Annotated in this window: 16 protein-coding genes; 8 read left to right on the top strand and 8 right to left on the bottom strand. The window is 68.6% G+C overall.

All coding sequences use genetic code 11. The annotated features are described in order from the left end of the window. Positions 1-148 precede the first annotated feature (148 nt). On the top strand, positions 149-784 hold the full coding sequence (locus EV138_RS18560) for a hypothetical protein (protein WP_133980138.1): 636 nt from the start codon (positions 149-151) through the stop codon (positions 782-784). Between the two features lie 9 nt (positions 785-793). On the opposite strand, the gene EV138_RS18555 is transcribed toward EV138_RS18560, so the two are convergent. After that, positions 794-1,618, bottom strand: a complete 825-nt coding sequence (locus EV138_RS18555) for a PhzF family phenazine biosynthesis protein (protein WP_133980137.1) — start codon at positions 1,616-1,618, stop codon at positions 794-796. 139 nt (positions 1,619-1,757) lie between these two features. Between EV138_RS18555 and EV138_RS18550 the strand changes: the two genes are divergently transcribed. Beyond that, positions 1,758-2,873: a TIGR03118 family protein gene (locus EV138_RS18550; protein ID WP_133980136.1), complete on the top strand. Its 1,116-nt coding sequence runs from the start codon at positions 1,758-1,760 to the stop codon at positions 2,871-2,873. Between the two features lie 39 nt (positions 2,874-2,912). On the opposite strand, the gene EV138_RS18545 is transcribed toward EV138_RS18550, so the two are convergent. From EV138_RS18545 to EV138_RS18530, 4 genes are all read right to left on the bottom strand, one after another. After that, the gene (locus EV138_RS18545) at positions 2,913-3,791 is read right to left on the bottom strand and encodes a MarR family winged helix-turn-helix transcriptional regulator (protein WP_133980135.1); all 879 of its coding nucleotides are present in this window, start codon (positions 3,789-3,791) and stop codon (positions 2,913-2,915) included. A gap of 24 nt (positions 3,792-3,815) precedes the next feature. Then, complete coding sequence (locus EV138_RS18540) at positions 3,816-4,334, bottom strand: bifunctional DNA primase/polymerase (protein ID WP_133980134.1); 519 nt, start codon at positions 4,332-4,334, stop codon at positions 3,816-3,818. Next, positions 4,327-5,139 carry a class I SAM-dependent methyltransferase gene (locus EV138_RS18535; RefSeq protein ID WP_133980133.1) on the bottom strand — a complete coding sequence of 271 codons (813 nt, stop codon included), beginning with the start codon at positions 5,137-5,139 and terminating at the stop codon, positions 4,327-4,329. The genes EV138_RS18540 and EV138_RS18535 overlap by 8 nt, the downstream gene beginning before the upstream one ends. Before the next feature lie 125 nt (positions 5,140-5,264). Then, on the bottom strand, positions 5,265-5,867 hold the full coding sequence (locus EV138_RS18530) for a TetR/AcrR family transcriptional regulator (RefSeq protein ID WP_133980132.1): 603 nt from the start codon (positions 5,865-5,867) through the stop codon (positions 5,265-5,267). Positions 5,868-5,919: 52 nt separating this feature from the next. Between EV138_RS18530 and EV138_RS18525 the strand changes: the two genes are divergently transcribed. Further along, complete coding sequence (locus EV138_RS18525; protein ID WP_238158217.1) at positions 5,920-6,594, top strand: haloacid dehalogenase type II; 675 nt, start codon at positions 5,920-5,922, stop codon at positions 6,592-6,594. Between the two features lie 59 nt (positions 6,595-6,653). Here EV138_RS18525 and EV138_RS18520 read toward each other — a convergent pair whose 3' ends face one another. Both EV138_RS18520 and EV138_RS18515 read right to left on the bottom strand, forming a co-directional pair. Further along, positions 6,654-7,217: a cysteine dioxygenase gene (locus EV138_RS18520; protein ID WP_133980130.1), complete on the bottom strand. Its 564-nt coding sequence runs from the start codon at positions 7,215-7,217 to the stop codon at positions 6,654-6,656. A gap of 112 nt (positions 7,218-7,329) precedes the next feature. Next, positions 7,330-8,238: an amidohydrolase family protein gene (locus tag EV138_RS18515; RefSeq protein ID WP_238158216.1), complete on the bottom strand. Its 909-nt coding sequence runs from the start codon at positions 8,236-8,238 to the stop codon at positions 7,330-7,332. Between the two features lie 173 nt (positions 8,239-8,411). Here EV138_RS18515 and EV138_RS18510 point away from each other — a divergent pair, with 173 nt between their 5' ends. Beyond that, entirely contained in the window at positions 8,412-9,425 is a 1,014-nt protein-coding gene (locus EV138_RS18510) for a LacI family DNA-binding transcriptional regulator (protein WP_133980129.1), read from the top strand. A gap of 81 nt (positions 9,426-9,506) precedes the next feature. Here the strand turns inward: EV138_RS18510 and EV138_RS18505 are convergent, their stop codons facing one another. Then, positions 9,507-10,961 (bottom strand): GAF domain-containing protein, encoded by a 1,455-nt coding sequence (locus EV138_RS18505; protein ID WP_133980128.1) that lies wholly within the window; start codon positions 10,959-10,961, stop codon positions 9,507-9,509. Between the two features lie 110 nt (positions 10,962-11,071). Between EV138_RS18505 and adh the strand changes: the two genes are divergently transcribed. The 4 genes from adh (at position 11,072) to EV138_RS18485 (ending at position 17,625) form a co-directional block, all read left to right on the top strand. Beyond that, entirely contained in the window at positions 11,072-12,595 is a 1,524-nt protein-coding gene (gene adh / locus EV138_RS18500; protein ID WP_133980127.1) for an aldehyde dehydrogenase, read from the top strand. Next, positions 12,595-12,972, top strand: coding sequence for a DUF779 domain-containing protein (locus tag EV138_RS18495; RefSeq protein WP_133980126.1), 378 nt, complete (start codon positions 12,595-12,597; stop codon positions 12,970-12,972). The genes adh and EV138_RS18495 overlap by 1 nt, the downstream gene beginning before the upstream one ends. 252 nt (positions 12,973-13,224) lie before the next feature. Continuing rightward, positions 13,225-14,424: a S53 family peptidase gene (locus tag EV138_RS18490; protein WP_202866761.1), complete on the top strand. Its 1,200-nt coding sequence runs from the start codon at positions 13,225-13,227 to the stop codon at positions 14,422-14,424. A gap of 345 nt (positions 14,425-14,769) precedes the next feature. Next, the gene (locus EV138_RS18485; RefSeq protein WP_238158215.1) at positions 14,770-17,625 is read left to right on the top strand and encodes a M36 family metallopeptidase; all 2,856 of its coding nucleotides are present in this window, start codon (positions 14,770-14,772) and stop codon (positions 17,623-17,625) included. The last annotated feature ends 52 nt before the right edge of the window (positions 17,626-17,677 follow it).

The following is a 17,677-nucleotide window of genomic DNA, read 5'->3' as shown; positions in this document are numbered from 1 at the left end:
TCTTCTCGCAGGTCTCTCACACCGGCCGCGGCAGCTCTCACAGTCCTCTCATGCGGACAGTTCGTGGACTCGACTTCGGTCTCCGGCCGGAGTTGCGCATACTTACGCCTGGCAATGAGACGCCCTCGGATAGTTAGGGAATGACGCAGTGACTGAAGTGGATGAGCCGCAGTTCTCCGGGGACCAGTTCTTCTCGGAAGAGGGCCGCAAGGCTCTGGCCGAGGCAAGCCAGTTGCTGGCCGAGCGCCTCCAGGCCCACACCCAGGCCCTGCTGGCGATGAACGGCGGTCCGGACGAGCAGGACGCGCTGTACGAGCAGAACGTCGCGCTGGAGGAGCTCGTCGAGGGCTGGAACGACGCGGTCTTCGAGTACACCGGCACGGCACCGCTGCTGCTGGAGGAGGAGACCGGGGAGGCCGACGAGGAAGAGGAGCTGCAGGAGCAGGACCACGTGATCAGCGTGGTGTCGCGGTTCGACCTGCGGGTGGTCGACCTGGACGCGCTGCTCGACGCCGGCCGGGCTGCCCAGGAGCGGCACCCCGCCGAGCTGGAGCACTCCGGCGAGCCGGACCCGGTGGACACCGCCGAGCAGGCGATCTACGAGATCAGCCGCGAGATGGGCGAGGCGTGGTTCGAGCTCCCCGGGGTCGACCTGGTCGCCGGAGCACGCGCGTACGTCGTACCGGAATATCCGTTCGAGCCGCTGGAGGCCGACGCCGACGACGTCGCCACCGAGATCAGCGCCCCGAACGGCGTGGTCACCCACGCCGAGACCTGGGCCTAGTGCGGGGCACTAAACCAGCAGGTCGCCGTCCAGGACGGTGACCACGCGGCCGGTGAGGTAGACGCGGTCGCCGGCCGGGACGGCGCGGACGAGGCCGCCGCGGGCGGACGCCTGGTAACCGACCAGGTCGTCCCGCCCGAGGCGCTTCGCCCAGTACGGCGCCAGCGCGGTGTGCGCGCTCCCGGTCACCGGATCCTCGGGCAGCCCGTCCCCCGGCGAGAAGAACCGCGAGACGAAGTCGTACTCCGCTCCGTCGGCCGCGGGCGCAGTCGGTACGACGCCGCGCAGGTCCTCCCGCTCGGTCAGCTCGGTGAGCCCGTCGAAGTCCGGCGCCAACCCACGAACCGTCTGCTCGTCCGGCAGCACCACGAGCAGATCCCGCAGCCCACCGGTCCCCAAGACAGCCTCCGGTACTACGCCCAGCGCCGCGACCAGTCCGTCCGGCGCCGGCCTCTCGGTGAGCTCCGCGATCGGGAAGTCGAGCGTGATCCAGCCGTCCGCACCGACCTCCGCGATCAGGACTCCACTCCGGCTACTGAAACGCACCTTCCCGTCTTCACCCACCAGCCCCTCGGCGACCATCGAGTGGACGGTCGCGAGCGTCGCATGCCCGCAGAGGTTCTCCTCGACCACTGGCGTGAACCAGCGCAGATCCCAGTCGACGTCCGGCTGCTCGGACGGCCGGGCGAACGCGGTCTCGGAATGCCGCAGCTCCGCGGTCACCGCCCGCATCCAGGTCTCGTCCGGCCAGTCGCCGGCCGCCAGTAGGCACACGCCGGCCGGATTGCCCGCGAACGCCTGATCGGTAAACGCATCCACCACCCTGATCCGCATTCCCTGACGCTAAGTGGCGGCGAGCGCACGATCCATACCCAGTTCCGACCGACTGGCATTCCGTTGCGAAAGGGCTGAACCGGCGCCACGTTTCGTCCGTATAGGCGATGTTCCACTTCCCAACCGACAGGAAAGTGTCATGTCGCTACGTACCAAAGGCCGACCACTCGCCGTCGCCACCGCCTTGATCGGCGGACTGGCCCTGGTCGCACCGAGCACTGCCAGCGCGCACGAGTCCTACGGTCACCACCACGACCTCGCCGTACAGCAGGTCAACCTCGTGTCGGACCTGCCGGGCAAGGCAGCGTTGCAGGATCCCGATCTGGTCAACCCGTGGGGTCTCTCGCTCGGCGCGACCACGCCGATCTGGGCGTCGAACGAAGGCACCTCGTCCTCCACGCTGTACTCCTCGGCCGCGGGTTCGACCACCGCGACGAAGGTCCCCACCGTCCGCGTCGGCGTACCGCACCCGACCGGTCAGGTGAACAACTCGGGCACCGGCTTCGTGCTCACCAACGGCACGGTCAGTGCGCCGGCGCGGTTCATCTTCGCCACGCTGACCGGTCAGATCGCTGCCTGGGGCCCGCCGGTCAGCCCGCTGATCGGTGCCGCCGAGATCAAGGCGACCACGCCGGGCGCGGTCTACACCGGTCTCGCCATCGCCACCGCCAAGAAGGGCGACCAGCTGTACGCCGCGAACTTCGCGCAGCGCCGGATCGACGTCTTCGACAACGCCTTCCACCCGGTCAAGCAACCGTGGTGGGCGTTCCGGGACTTCTTCCTGCCGAAGGGCTACGCGCCCTTCAACGTGCAGACGCTCAACGGCCGGATCTTCGTCGCCTACGCCAAGGTGGACCCGAAGACCGGTGAGGAAGCCGCCGGTCGCGGCTTGGGATTCGTCGACGAGTACACCGTGGACGGTCACTTCGTCGACCGGATCGCCTCCCGGGGTTCGCTGAACGCACCGTGGGGCCTGGCGATCGCGCCTGCTTCGTGGGGCGAGCAGGCCGGCGCCCTCCTGATCGGCAACTTCGGCGACGGCCGCATCAACGTCGTCAAGGCCAAGTCCCACGGCCGCTTCGCCGGCAAGATCGCCGGCCAGGTCAAGGACACCCACGGCCACACCCTGGTGATCCCCGGACTCTGGGCCCTGCTGCCCGGTACGGCGACCACCGGTGGCACGGACGCCGTCTGGTTCTCCGCCGGCATCGACGACGAGACCCACGGGCTGCTGGGCGTGCTGCGGCACCCCTAGCTCTGGAGGCGTCGCGGCTGGCTGAGCAGTATCAGGGGACTACTCAGCCAGCCGCTTCTCGAACCAGTGATGCGCATACGGCTCGTCGTTGAAGGCTTCGACCTCCACATAGCCGGCCGCGCGATACAGAGCGATCGCCTCAGTCAGACTGCGGTTGGTTTCGAGCCGCAGTACTGCGGTACCTCGGGCCGACGCCTGCTTTTCGAGCTCTGTCAGCAACCGCCGGCCGAGGCCGAGACCGCGCACGTCCGGGGAGACCCACATCCGCTTCACCTCGGCCGGCTCGCCCGCGTGGAACTTCAACCCACCACACCCGACCGGCTCGGCATGCAGCGTCGCGACCAGGAGCAGCCCGGCGGGCAAGGTCAACTCGTCGACGTCGGCCGAGATGGTCCGCGCTTGGTCGAAGCCGCCGTCGAAGCGGGTGCCCAACTCCTCGAAGTACGACTGCACGCAGAACTTCGCCTCCGGGCGTCGCGGGTCGACGATGCCGATCTGGACGGTCGAGGCGATCAGCAACCGTTCGACCTCGCCCATCGCGGTGATCAGTCGTTGGCGCTGCCGCTCGCTGAGCGGATCGAGGATCGACTCCGCGAGTTCGTCCGACCGCTGATCGAGCACAGCCCGCTCGGTCCGGCCGTGCTCGGTCAGCCGGGCGATGCGGACCCGGCCGTCGTCACCGCTCTGCTTCACCTCGACCAGCCCGTCGTTCTCGAGCACGCGGAGGAGACGACTCAGATAGCCGGAGTCGAGATCGAGCCGCGCCCGCAACGCCCGGACGTCGCAGCCGTCCGGCCCGATCTCCCACAGCACCCGCGCCTGCCCGAGCGGCCGGTCGCGCGACATATACGCGTCGTTGAGCGCACCGATCCGCTGCGTCACGGTCCGGTTGAATCTCCGGACATCGGCGATCCCCATTTTCTGACTATAGTCAGAGAACCGTCAGGTCGGGAGGACGACATCGATCGGATCCCGGCGCTGGTACGGCCGCCACTTGGTGACGTGCGGATGAACCAGCCAGCGGATGCGCCCGGTGGCTTCGGTGGAGGTGCCAGGTGCCGGCACCCACTCACCCGGCCCGGAGCGCAGTACGCCGCCTGCCGCCGCGACCTTGGCGGCCGGCACCGAACCACCCACGACGAAGAACCACCAGTGTCGCCGAGCCGGCGCCATCGCTGTCGGACACGTTGCCTTGAGCAACTGGTTCAGCAACGCGCCGTACTGCGCCGGCACGTCGACCACGTCGTACGCGTCGGTGATCAACGCGATGTCCCACGGATGCTCGCTCCAGATCGCATCGGCCTGCCGGACGCTGCGGACGACCGACCCGGCCAGGTGCGGATCGACGCAGTCACCACGAATGCAGAGGCACACGCCGTCTCTCGGGACGACCAGCGGCGCCACGGTCCACCCGTTCTCGACGTACCGGACTGCACGTCGCCGGAGTCGCTCCCTAAGCACGCTGGCCGACGGCGAAGAGGAGCGAACTGGAAGCGATCAGTTCGGGGTACTGATCGGCCATCCGCGTGCAGGCCAGTGCGGTCTGCAACGGATCGGGGTCGCTCAGCGAGGCCGGCAACGGCTGATCCTTGAAGTGCGCGTCGATGGCGACGGTCAGCCAGCCGCCCGGCCCGGTGAGCCCGTGCACCGTGACGGCCCGCAACCCGGCGTTGGTCAACTCGGTCCGCAACTGCGTGACGGTGTGGTACGTCGTCTCGGCCATCCGCTCGTTGTCGGGACTGAACCCGCTCTCGAGAATCTCGCGGACGATCTTCTCCCGCTGCTGCAGTTTGTTCGCGAGCGTCGCCCCGATCAGGTTCGCCGCCCGGTTGATCGCGATCACCGCGATGAACCCGCCCGGCCGGATCACCCGGACCGCCTCCCGCAACGCCAGCCGCCGATCCGCGGCCTCGGGCAGGTGGTACATCGGCCCGGCCAGCAACACCGCGTCGAAGTACTCGTTCTCCCACGGCAACCGCCGCGCATCCCCTTGTACTGCGTCGATTCCGGCCGCCACTGCTTGGTCGACATGCCGCTGCACCGGATCCAGCAACTCGACGTCGTACCCCCTGCCCTGCAGCCAGCTCGCGTGGACGCCCGGGCCGCCTCCGATGTCCCCGACGACGGCCGGCGGCTCCGGCAGGTACCGCTCCAACAGGTCCCGCACCCGCGCGAGTTCCAACTGCCCCTTCAACGTCGAGCTCAGCCGGCTCCCCTCGTCATGCCGGCTCGTGTAGTGCGTCTCAAGATCAACAGAAGTCGTCATACCGCCGAGTCTCGAGGCGCCGGCTTCGACGCGGCAGGCCAGATCCCGGGGCACCTCAGGGCAACCCGGGGCAGATCAGTTCATCCGATCCGCCGGGAATCAGGCTTCTGGATCCACAGCTTCCGTTACCGGCCTTGTCGACGCGGGTCGCGCGCCAGCGGGCTCAGTGCGGCAGCAACCGCGGTCTTGAGCTGATCAGGCGACGCGCCGGCGCGGGAGCGGAGGTTGATGGCGTAGGCGAGGAGCGTGAGGTGTTCCGCTGTTGCGCTCAAGTCGAGGCCAGGACGAAGCTGCTTCAGCTCGGCGGCGGTTTCGAGGGCGGACTGCAGTGCGGCTTTCAGGCCGGCCTGGTGGTTGTCCAGGACTGTCTTTGCTTCACCGGAAGGGTTTTCGAGGTGGGCGTTCGACACGAGGCAGCCCCAACCGGCGAACTCGCCTCTGCAGCGCACCGAGACGAGCCGGCTGAAGAAGTCCTCGATGGCCGGGAGGCCCCGACGATCCTCTGCGAGTCGACTGAACATCGGCGTCGAGCGGTGCTCGACGTACCGCCGCAGAGCGCCGACGTACAAAGCGTCCTTGCCGCCGAAGGCGTTGTAGAGACTCGACCGGCTCAGGCCGGTCGCCGCCACCACGTCCTGGATCCCGGTCGCCGCAACGCCTTGCCGCCAGAACAGCAACTCGGCGACACCGAGGACTCCCTCCGGTTCGAAGTGTTTGACATCCGGCACCGCGCACCCCTTATCTTGGAACGACTGGTCCAAGTTTATGGAAGGGGTCGTGATGGCTGCAAGCCGCCCTGAGGTATTGGTACTTGATGTCAACGAGACGCTGTCAGATCTGACCCCGATGCGGCAGCGGTTCGAGGCCGCCGGACTGCCCGGCGACAGCCTCGACACCTGGTTCGCCGCCGTGCTCCGGGACGGGTTCGCGCTGACCGCTGTCGAGACGTCCGCGGACTTCGGCGCGATCGCCGCCGACATTCTCACCGGCCAGCTCGCCGCCGCCGGAGTGGACTCCGGCGACGATGCGGTCCGGAGTGTGCTGTCCGGGATGACCCAGCTGAAACTTCACCCCGACGTCGTACCGGGACTTCGGCGTCTGCACGAAGCGGGGGTCCGGCTCGTGACACTGACCAACGGCGCCGCGCGGATGTCGGAGCAGATGTTCACCGACGCGGGAGTGTTGCCGCTCCTCGAGCAGCGGCTGGACGTGACGAAGCCGGGTCGCTGGAAGCCGCACCGAGCGGCGTACGAGTATGCGGCCGAGGTGTGCAAAGTGCCGCTGGATCGAATGGCGCTGGCGGCCGTTCACCCGTGGGACATCGACGGCGCCAAGCGTGCCGGTCTCCAGGGGTGGTACATCGACCGGCGACGGACGCCGTACCCGAAGACGTTCACCGCGCCCGACCTCGTCGTGGCCGACTTCGAGGAGCTCGCGGCACAGCTCGCGGGATGACCTGCCGGGTCAGCGAAACCGCCCGGCTCCGGAGGGGAGACGGGCGGCTCGTGGACGGGTCAGTCGAGCGGGCGCAGTTCGTCGGCGTACGACACGGAGACCCGGCGCAGGACGTTGTCCCTGACGGAGTACTGGCCCATTCGCCACAGCGGTGGGCTGTAGGCGTGGACGGTCACGCTGCCCTTGTCGAGGCCGACGACGCGGTGGATGTGGTCGGGGCCGAAGCCGTACACGTCGCCGGCTTCGATCTCGGTCTCGACCGACTCGACGCCGATCGCCAGGTTGTGCTCGACGAGTTTGCCGCGCGCGACGGCGACCGCGCCCGAGGAGACGTCGTGGTCGTGCCAGCCGGTGTCGTTGACCGGAGTCCAGCAGATCAGCCAGACGTCCACGTTGGCGTCGCGGTGCAGCGAGGCGAAGACACGCTCCTCGTCGCTGTAGGCGACCTTGTCCTCCCACAGGTGCGGCTGGGCCGCGATCCCGCCGGCCAGCTCGGCCAGTTCACTGGGCTCGAGGTCTCGTCCCGGCAGGTTGTCCAATGACAGACAGCCATTGAGCTCCACGAGCCGGCTGGCCTGACGCGCGGGAACGACGGGTGCGTCGGAAACTTGCTGAACAGTCACTGCACTCCCCTCTCGGAGAAGACGCCGAACACTCGGCATGGTTGATAGTGGTTCCCCGTACGACGGAGCGCGGGGTCTCCGGCTCGACCGCGGCCGGAAAGTCTGTACTGGTTCATCTCTCCGCCGCCGCCGGGTCGACGCCGAACAGCAGGCGGTGCGGGTTGTTGTAGCGGATCACCGCGGTCGCGGCCGCTCCCTGGCGGAGCTCGACGGTGCCCGCGTACGGGCGATCGGTGCCGTGGACGACCTGGTCGATCCCGAGCACCCGGGCAACCGCGTCGATCCCCTGCGGTCCGTAGCTGGAGGTGTCGACGAAGAGATTCGGATCGATGGTCCCCAGGCGACCGCCGCGCGCAGCGAGCCGCTCGTGGTGAACGGGCGCCAGCCCTGCCGCGGCGGCGAAGCACAGCCGGAGCCGCGGGAAAGCCGTCCGGCCGGCGAAGGCATGCCACGCCCACCAAGCCGCCTGCAACTGCAGCGTGTAGTCGACCACCGGCGCCCACCACCCCGGCACAGCTCCAACTGGCGACGCGGCAGGACCCGGGTGGATGAGAATCGGCTTGTTCATCCGCTCGGCAACGGCCAGCAACTCGCCGGCCTCGGCCCAAGCGGCCGGCGTACCGAGCACGTGGGCGGGTAGCTGCAGACCGAGGAAACCCTTACCCAGCAGGGATTCCAGGCCGTCGAAGTCCGGCTCGAGAAGGTCGACAGCGGCCCAGGCCTTGAAAGGCTCGGGCAACGCGGCCGCGCCTTTGTGCCAAGCGTCGAGCAGTGCGCCATCGCCGAGCTGCTCGATCCCGAGCGGACTCGACAGCGACACCCCGGCCAGCGCCGTCGCGGCATCCTGCTCGATCGCGACCCGCTTGCCGAGCTCGTGCGCCGCGGGATCCACCTCGTACGCCGGTTCGCCGGCCGTGTGCAAGGTCCAGCCGTCCAAGTACGGCGGCTCGGTGCGGGCCCGCAGCCGGTCGACGAACTCAGCCGGCCACAGGTGCTGGTGGACATCGATCACGCCGGTCACCAGCACCCCTCCCACTCGATCTCGACTCGGTCCAACTTGGCAGTCCGCGCCGCTTTGAAGCGCTTCAAGCTAGTCACAGTGAAGCGCTTCAAAGCCTGCTTTGTCAACTTCGCCGCCGGCCCACGACCGGCACCGGCCAGCTTTTGTCCCAGCCTTGCCCTAGGGTCGATCCCATGTCCGGAACCAGCCGCCGACCGACTCTCAAGGACATCGCGGCGGAGACCGGCCTCTCGATGGCGGCCGTCTCGTATGCGCTGCGGGGTCTGCAAGGGACGCCGGAGACGCAGGCGCGCGTGCACAAGGCCGCCGAGCGGCTCGGCTACCAGGCGGACCCCGTCGCCCGCGCCCTCGCATCCGGCCGCAGCGGCTCGATCGGCGTCCTCTGCGCCTCGCTCGAGGACCTCTGGCAGCAACGGCTGGCGGCCGCTCTCGGCCGGGAGTTGCTCGCCCCGGACCGCAATGCCTGGATCATCGACTCGGCCGGTGACGCCGACCGTCAACTGGAGCTCGCCCAGCACCTGGTCGACCACCGCGCCGACGCGATCGTGGTGATTCCGATCGACCCGGGCGCCAAGGGCTGGGCCAGGATCGCCCAGCAGGCGGCCGTGATCGCGATCGGCGACGCACTGCCGGCCGCGAAGGCGAAGTCCGAGGTCCTGTTCGACAACGAGAGCGGCGTCAGTACGGCGCTCCGCCGGCTGGCCGAGGCCGGTCACCGCAGCGTCGCCGTCCTCAGCCCGTCCCGCCGGTTCGAGGTGGAGCGGCCGGCCGAGGAGATCGCCCAGCGGATCGCGTTCGGGCTGAAGCTCAAGATCCGCATCGTCCCGTGTCCGCACGATCTGGCCGGCGCGACCGACGTCGCCCGCACGATCCTGACCGCGCGCCCGCGACCGACCGGCATCCTGGCGCTGGCCGACTCGATGGCCTTCGGGGTGTACGCGGCCTGCGCCGAGCTCGGCATCCGGCTGCCCGACGACCTGTCCCTGCTCGGGTACGACGACCAGCCGATGTCCCAGCTGCTGACTCCGCCGCTGTCCACCTTCCACTGGCCGCTCGACGAGCTGGTCGCGGATGTCGTCGCCCGCGTCACCTCCGCCGTCGACACGAACCGCCGGGTCCGCCGCACCACCGTCGAGCCGACCCTGATCGAGCGCGGCTCGGTCGCCGCCCCACCCAGCCGGGCGTGACGACGACCTCCGGACCAGAGCATCCACCCGAGCTAAACTAGACTAATTCAGTCGACTTAAAGGACGCCGTCCACCATGCGGTCAGCTCTCGACGGCCAGCCGGTGCAGCCGGGCGCTCACCGCGGCCCGGCGGGAGTCGACCCCGGGCAGCACATCGGCCAGCGTCTCGAAGATCTCCAGGTCCTCGGCACCGACCGGGGTCTGAGCGAAGCGCCACAGCAGCTCGGCATCCTTCGATTCCAGGACCGCGCCGCGCAAGGTCGCGTCGAGCTCGTCGCGTTCCGCGCGGAGTGCGGGCGCATCGGAGCGCGCCAGCAGCGAACCGGAGTACAGCGTGATCGCTGTGGCCAGGTCACCGGTGCGGAGGGCGGCCTGGACATCGGTGACGTCGCCGGTCACTTCGGCAAGGAACCGATACGGCTTGGTGTCGAGGATGCCTTCGCCCAGCACGTTCCGAAGCCGGTGCATCTCGGCCCGGACCGTCGTCGGGTTGCCGTCGTCGCCGTACAACTGCAGCATCAACTGTTCGGCGGTGAGTCCTGCGGGGTGGAGCAGCAGCAACGCGAGGACTTCGGCGCGACGCAGTGTCAAAGCGATCTCCCGGCCGCCGATCGTCGCGCTCGGCCGGTCGGCGCCGAGCAACTTGAGCCGCAGCGACGCGCGCGTTCGGCGTACGACGCCTGGGATCCGTAACAGGTAACCCTCATCGAGTTGCTCGACCACGGCCTCGCGTCCGTCGCCGAGCTCGACCCGGTCCGCGCCGTCCGCGATCTCCAGCCGGTCGGGCAGCCACTCGAGAGGCTGTACGGCGAGCACCCGGCCGCTCGGCGTCAGCAACGCGCCGGGCGTATCGCCAAGGGCGATCAGGTGCCGCATGTTCCGCGCGCGGAGCTGTTCATCGGCCGCCGCCATCCGGACCCGCAACTGCCCTTCGGCCAACTGGGCGGCGGCCGTCACGAGCGCCATCATCGCGGGATGGACCGTGCGCAGCGGACCAGAGACGTCGACGGCGCCGATCAGCTTCCCGGTATCCGGGTCGTGCACGGGTGCGGCCGCACAGGTCCAGGCGTGGATCCTGCGGACCAGGTGCTCGGCCGAGTGGATCTGCACCGGCTGGTCAGCGGCGAGCGCCGTACCCATGCCGTTGGTCCCGATCGAGTCCTCGGACCAGCTCGCGCCCTCGGACAGCGCGATCCGGTCGGCCTGCCGGCGTACGTCGGCCGCGCCTTCACGCCACAGGATCAGGCCCTGCGCATCGGTGACGATCATGATGTGCGAAGCCTCGTCGGCGATCGTGGTCAGCGTCTGGCGCAGCAAGGGCAGGACGGCCCGCAACGGGTGCTTCTCCCGCAGCGACTCCAGCAGTTCGGTCGAGATGACCATCGGCGGCGAGTCCAACTCCGGGTCGACGGCCGCGGCCAGTGAACGTTCCCAGGATTCCGCGACCAGCGGGCGTGGCGCACCGGACACCCGGCCCGCGCCGAGCACCTCGTCGTACAGCTCGGTGAGCCGCCGGGCCTCTTCGCGTGGGTCCACGCTCCAGCGTCGCCCGGAAGCGTGCGGCGTACAAGAGCGAATTCATGCAACGTCGATGCAACGTCGTCAGCTCTACGTTGCGGACCTGGCACAACTCCGCAGGAGGACCGATGACGATCTATGCAGCCCCCGGCCAGGCCGGCAGCCCGGCCGAGTACAAATCCCGGTACGACCACTACATCGGCGGCGAGTGGGTGCCGCCCGTCAAAGGTCAGTACTTCGAGAACCCGACGCCGGTGACCGGTGAGAACTTCACCGAGATCGCCCGCGGCACGTCCGAGGATGTCGAGCGCGCCCTCGACGCGGCGCACGGCGCGGCCCCCGCCTGGGGCCGGACCTCGGCGAGTGAACGGGCGAACATCCTGACCAAGATCGCCGACCGGATCGAGGACAACCTCGAACTGCTCGCGGTCGCCGAGACCTGGGACAACGGCAAGGCGGTCCGCGAGACGCTGGCCGCGGACATGCCGCTGGCGATCGACCACTTCCGGTACTTCGCCGGCGCGCTGCGCGCGCAGGAAGGGGCGATCTCGCAGGTCGACGACGACACCGTGGCCTACCACTTCCACGAGCCGCTCGGCGTGGTCGCACAGATCATCCCGTGGAACTTCCCGATCCTGATGGCGACCTGGAAGCTGGCCCCGGCGCTGGCGGCCGGCAACGCCGTCGTCCTGAAGCCCGCCGAGCAGACGCCGGCGTCGATCCACGTGCTGATGGAGCTGGTCGGTGACCTGCTGCCACCCGGTGTCCTGAACATCGTCAACGGGTTCGGCGTCGAGGCCGGCAAACCGCTTGCCTCGAGCAACAGAGTGGCCAAGGTCGCGTTCACCGGTGAGACCACGACCGGCCGGCTCATCATGCAGTACGCGTCGGAGAACCTGATCCCGGTGACGCTGGAACTCGGCGGCAAGAGCCCGAACGTCTTCTTCGACGACGTCGCGACGGCCCGGGACGACTTCTACGACAAGGCGCTCGAGGGCTTCACGATGTTCGCGCTGAACCAGGGCGAGGTGTGCACCTGCCCGTCCCGGGCGCTGATCCAGGCCGGCATCTACGACTCGTTCCTGGCCGACGCGACGGCGCGGACCGAGGCGATCAAGCAGGGCAACCCGCTGGACACCGACACGATGATGGGCGCGCAGGCGAGCAACGACCAGTTCGAGAAGATCCTGTCCTACATCGACATCGGCAAGGCCGAGGGCGCGAAGGTGGTCACCGGCGGCGAGAAGGCCGACCTCGGCGGCGACCTGAGCGGCGGGTACTACATCCGGCCGACCATCTTCGAGGGCGACAACAAGATGCGGATCTTCCAGGAGGAGATCTTCGGCCCGGTCGTCTCGGTGACCAGGTTCGACGACTACGCCGACGCGATGAAGATCGCCAACGACACCCTGTACGGGCTCGGCGCGGGCGTCTGGTCGCGCGACATGAACACCGCGTACCGCGCGGGCCGCGAGATCCAGGCCGGCCGGGTCTGGACCAACTGCTACCACGCGTACCCCGCGCACGCCGCCTTCGGTGGCTACAAGGGCTCCGGGATCGGCCGCGAGAACCACAAGATGATGCTCGACCACTACCAGCAGACCAAGAACCTGCTGGTCAGCTACAGCCCGAACAAGCTCGGCTTCTTCTGATGACCGAGCGGGTGGCGCTGACCGAGGAGGCGGCGGACCTGCTCCGCCGCCTCACCGAGCTGCACGGCCCGTTGATGTTCCACCAGTCGGGTGGCTGCTGCGACGGCAGTTCGCCGATGTGTTACCCCGACGGCGAGTTCAAGACCGGCAACGCGGACATCCTGCTGGCCGAACTCGCCGTCGACGGGCTGGCCGGGCCGATCGGGTTCTGGATGTCGAGGAACCAGTTCGAGTACTGGAAGCACACGCACCTGACGGTCGACGTCGTGAAGGGCCGTGGCAGCGGCTTCTCGGTCGAGGCTCCCGAAGGCGTCCGCTTCCTGATCCGCTCCCGCCTGTTCACCGACGCCGAGACCGTCGCCCTCGGTCTGCTCTGAGGCCGGCCGCGCTGCCGCAAAGGGTGCGGTCCACAAAAGCAGGGGGAATCCTTCAATCTTCTCCGAGGGCACAATCTCGCCGGAATGAAAGGAAAAACCGGCATTGCCGGGCTGAAACCCATGACATTTGTCAGGGGCGGAACCGCTGGTACCACGGCGGCGCGCGGGCGGACGATTCCGAACACCAATCAACGCCGGTTCCGCCCCGACCGAGTTGTGCCGGAGCGGGCCAGCCCAGCTCGAGGAGTTCTGTTGAAGCAACGGATTCTCGTGTCCGCCCTGGGTGTCGGCGCACTAGCCGTCGCAGGTCTGACCAGCACCGGAGCCGCCATCGCGGCTCCCACCCCGTACACCGCCGGAAAGCACGCCGCCAAGGTCTGTGCGACCGCCACCTCGCCCCACACGGCCAGCTGCCATGCCTTCAAGCTGGTCGACGCCAAGGGGGTTTCGCCGGCGACGGCCACGCCACCGGCCACCGGTCTCACCCCGGCCGGACTGCGCGACGCCTACAAGCTCAACGGGCTGAGCGCGAACGGCCGCACGGTCGCCATCGTCGACGCCTACGGGTACCCGAACCTCGAGCGGGATCTCGGTGTCTACCGGAGCCAGTTCGGGCTGTCCGCCTGCACCGTCGCCAACGGCTGCCTGCGGATCATCAACCAGAACGGCGGCACCTCACTGCCGCGCTTCAACACCGGCTGGGCCGGCGAGCAGGCCCTCGACGTCGACGCGGTCTCCGCCGCGGCACCGGACGCCAAGATCGTGGTGGTCCAGGCCAACTCGGCCAGCTTCGCCGACCTCGGTACCGCGGTGGTCACCGCTGCCAAGCAGCCCGGCGTGGTCGCCATCTCGAACAGCTACGGCGGCGGCGACTCGGCCGACTCGACGTACGGCACGTACTACAACCACCCAGGGATCGCTGTCACCGCTTCGACCGGCGACAACGGCTACCAGGGCGGCAGCTACCCGGCGTCGTCGTCCTACGTCACCGCCGTCGGCGGAACCTCACTGGTTGCCGCCAGCAACACCCGCGGCTGGTCGGAGTCGGTCTGGAGCGGCGCCGGTTCGGGTTGCTCGACGGTCAACACCGCACTGAGCGCGGCGGCGAGCTTCGGCACCGGCTGCGCCAAGCGCGCGATGGCCGACGTCTCCGCCGCTGCCGATCCGGGCAAGGGCGGCATGGCGATCTACTACCCGACGAGCAAGACGGCCTCGACCTGGGCCCAGTTCGGCGGGACCAGTGAGGCCGCGCCGATCATCGCCTCGGTCTACGCACTGTCGGGCAACACCGCCGGCTACGCCAACGCCCTGCCGTACGCGCACAGCGGTTCACTGTTCGATGTCACCACCGGCTCCAACGGCAGTTGCCCCACCACCCAGTGGTGCAACGCCCGGACCGGCTGGGACGGCCCGACCGGCCTCGGTACGCCGAACGGCGCGGGCGCCTTCTAGACCAACCGATTCCACAACGTCCAGTAGCCGACGGCGAAGCAAAGGTAGTTGCCGTCGGCTACTGGCATGTCCGGAGAGCGACACTCTTCGCAGTTGATCGATCGCTCTATGCGACCCAATTGGTTGCTCGCAGTACAAGCGCATGCACGAAGGACAACCCTCGTCTGCGTGGGATTCCGGAAATAACTCTTCCGTGCACGGAAAAGCGGGCCTAAGGTCAGGCCGGACGGGTCGTGGAGGGCGATCCGCGAACACAACTTCATGGAGCGTTTAGCTGTGACCACATCACGCAGGGGGCGGGGGCTTCTGGCAGTCACCGCTGTCTCAGCCACCACTGTGCTGGCGATGACCGCCAGCGGTGCGCTGGCGGCACCATCCGCCAAGCCAGGTCCCGACTCGTCCAAGCAGACCAGTCAGTCGGACAAGAAGGCCGCCAAGGAGCGCAAGGGCAACTTCGACGCCCGGACGCCCAGCGACCGGGTCGACTACGCCAACGCCGCCCGCACCATGAGCAAGCAGGGTGCGGCACAGCAGAAGTTCCGCAACTCGCTCGGCAGCCAGGGCGTGGTCTCCGTCGACCAGGTGACCGGTACGCCGAAGCAGGTGGCGAAGCTGAACGGCTTCCTCACCGGCCCGAGCAACAAGCCCGCCGCCAAGGTCGCGCTGGACTACATCCGGGCGCACCCGGAGATCTTCCACCTGTCCGAGAAGGACCTGCAGACGCTCCGGCTCCGCAAGGACTACAAGGACATCGTCGGCACCCACCACGTCTCGTGGGAGCAGGTCGTCAACGGCGTCCCGCTGTTCGGCAACGGCCTGCAGGCCAACGTCACCAAGCGCGGCCAGCTGATCTCGATCCAGGGCTCGCCGGTGGCAGGCCTGAACGGGATGGCCGCGAGCCGCTCGGCCGGTCCGGCGGTCTCCGCCGACTCCGCCCGGGGCAAGGCTGCCTCCGACGTCGACGGCAAGGCCGCCGCCGTCAAGGGCACCGCCAAGGGCAACGTGAAGAACTGGACCAACGGCGACCAGGCCAAGCTGGTGTGGTTCTACACCGCGGACGGTCTGCGCAAGGGCTGGGCGACGTACACCCAGGCCGGCGACTCCCTCAACTACACGCACGTCATCGACGCCCAGTCCGGTGCCGTGCTGTATCGCCGCGACCTGACCGACGAGGCCAACGGCGACGCCCTGGTCCAGGAGAACTACCCCGGCGCTCCCCGCGGTGGTCAGCAGCACGTGGTCAACCTCTTCCAGCGCGGCTTCCTGCTGAAGGGCGCCACCACCCTCGACGGCACCTCCGTGCACGCCTTCGCCGACGTCAACGACGACAACGTCGCCAACCCCGGTGAGAGCGTCAAGGTGCCGGGCACCAAGCACGGCGCGGAGTACGTGCTGAAGTCGTTCAACAAGAACAACTCCAGCAAGCTGTGCTCGGCCGCCTTCATCTGCACCTGGGATCCGGCCAAGCCGGACTCCTGGAAGGTGAACAAGAACCAGGACGTCACCAACGCGTTCTACCTGGCCAGCAACTTCCACGACTGGCTGGAGACCAAGCCGATCGGCTTCACCCCGGCGGCCGGGAACTTCGAGGCCAAGGGCGGCGACCCGGTCAGCCTGAACGCGCTCGACGGCGCGGCCACGGACGCCAACGGCGGCCCGGACGTGAACCACCTCGACAACGCGAACATGAACACCCCGCCGGACGGCCTGTCGCCGACCATGCAGATGTACCTGTGGCACACGCCCGGCGCGGACGACGCCCAGGACGCGTTCGTCCCGAGCAGCGGCGCGAACGACGCCAGCATCCTGTACCACGAGTACACCCACGGTCTGTCCAACCGGCTGGTGGTCGACGCCTCCGGCAACTCGACGCTGAACAGCATCCAGGCCGGTTCGATGGGTGAGGCGTGGAGCGACTTCTACGCGATGGACTACCTGGTCGCGCACGGCCTCGAGAAGGACACCAGCAAGGACGGCGAGGTCCTCGAGGGCAAGTACGTCTCCTTCGGCGCACTGTTCCGCACCCAGGCGATGGACTGTTCGGTCGGCTCCGCCTCGGCGAACTGCGTCGGGATCGACGGCTCGCAGGGTGGCTACACCTACGGCGACTTCCCGACCATCGGCGGCGCACCCGAGGTGCACGCCTCCGGTGAGGTCTGGGCCCAGACGCTGTGGGACATCCGCAAGAAGCTGGGCCGCACGATGGCCCTGTCGGACATCACCCGCGGGATGGAGCTGTCCCCGGCCGACCCGTCGATGCTCGACATGCGCAACGCCATCCTGCAGGCCGACATGGTCGCCTTCGGCGGCGCGAACCAGAAGGCGCTGTGGAAGATCTTCGCCAACCGCGGCATGGGCTGGTTCGCCGGCGCCACCAACGCGGGCGACTCGCTGCCGGCCGAGGACTTCCACGTCCCGCCGACCGGCGCGACCGCGACGCTGTCCGGCACCGTGATCGACAAGGACACCAACGCGCCCGTCAACGGCGCCCTGGTCTTCATCGCCGGGCACGACTCGGGCTTCGGCGGCGACTACAGCGCCGTCACCAACGCCCAGGGCAAGTACACGATCTCAGGGGTCTTCCCGGGCACCTACCCGAAGTTCGTGGTCGCGGGTAAGGGCTACGAGATCCTGAACCAGTCGGTCACCGTGTCCGGCAGCGGCACCACGGCGAACTTCAGCCCGCGGCGCAACTGGGCCTCGGCCTCCGGCGGCGGCGCGGTGAAGGCCTTCAACGGTCCGGACTTCAGCCCGCAGTGTGGGCCGGGCTTCGCGATCGACAGCAGCCAGGGCACCGGCTGGGGCAGCACCACCGGCGACAACGCCGGTACGCCCACCAACGTGATGATCCCCAAGCACATCGACATCGCGCTGCCGGCGGCGGTGAACGTCACCAAGTTCTCGGTCGACCCGTCCAACACCTGTGGTGACCCGGGCAGCGCCTCGACCGGCGACTACCGGATCGAGACCTCGGTCGACGGCACCACCTGGGCCACTGCCCAGACCGGTACCTTCACCGCGGCCAACCGTGGCAAGTACACCGAGCTCACCCCGAGCGGCAACGCGACCGGCATCAAGTTCGTCCGGTTCGTGATGCTCAGCCCGCAGGTCCCCGACTTCCAGAACAACTGCCCCGCCGGCGCCTACGGCGGCTGCAAGTTCACCGACATGTCGGAGATCCAGGTCTTCGGTACCAAGTAACAGCCTGCAGCGACAGGAACGGCCGGCCGAGCAGAAGCTCGGCCGGCCGTCT

It is taken from the genome of Kribbella voronezhensis, assembly GCF_004365175.1.
Taxonomy (GTDB): Bacteria; Actinomycetota; Actinomycetes; order Propionibacteriales; family Kribbellaceae; genus Kribbella; species Kribbella voronezhensis.
This window is presented reverse-complemented; position numbering and strand designations above follow the sequence as displayed.

Excerpts from the sequence above, each read along its gene's own strand:
- EV138_RS18525 (WP_238158217.1), top strand. The coding sequence starts at position 5,920 with ATGGCTGCAAGCCGCCCTGAGGTATTGGTACTTGATGTCAACGAGACG.
- EV138_RS18555 (WP_133980137.1), bottom strand. The coding sequence starts at position 1,618 with ATGCGGATCAGGGTGGTGGATGCGTTTACCGATCAGGCGTTCGCGGGC.
- EV138_RS18485 (WP_238158215.1), top strand. The coding sequence starts at position 14,770 with ATGACCGCCAGCGGTGCGCTGGCGGCACCATCCGCCAAGCCAGGTCCC.
- EV138_RS18545 (WP_133980135.1), bottom strand. The coding sequence starts at position 3,791 with ATGGGGATCGCCGATGTCCGGAGATTCAACCGGACCGTGACGCAGCGG.
- EV138_RS18535 (WP_133980133.1), bottom strand. The coding sequence starts at position 5,139 with ATGACGACTTCTGTTGATCTTGAGACGCACTACACGAGCCGGCATGAC.
- EV138_RS18550 (WP_133980136.1), top strand. The coding sequence starts at position 1,758 with ATGTCGCTACGTACCAAAGGCCGACCACTCGCCGTCGCCACCGCCTTG.
- adh (WP_133980127.1), top strand. The coding sequence starts at position 11,072 with ATGACGATCTATGCAGCCCCCGGCCAGGCCGGCAGCCCGGCCGAGTAC.
- EV138_RS18495 (WP_133980126.1), top strand. The coding sequence starts at position 12,595 with ATGACCGAGCGGGTGGCGCTGACCGAGGAGGCGGCGGACCTGCTCCGC.
- EV138_RS18510 (WP_133980129.1), top strand. The coding sequence starts at position 8,412 with ATGTCCGGAACCAGCCGCCGACCGACTCTCAAGGACATCGCGGCGGAG.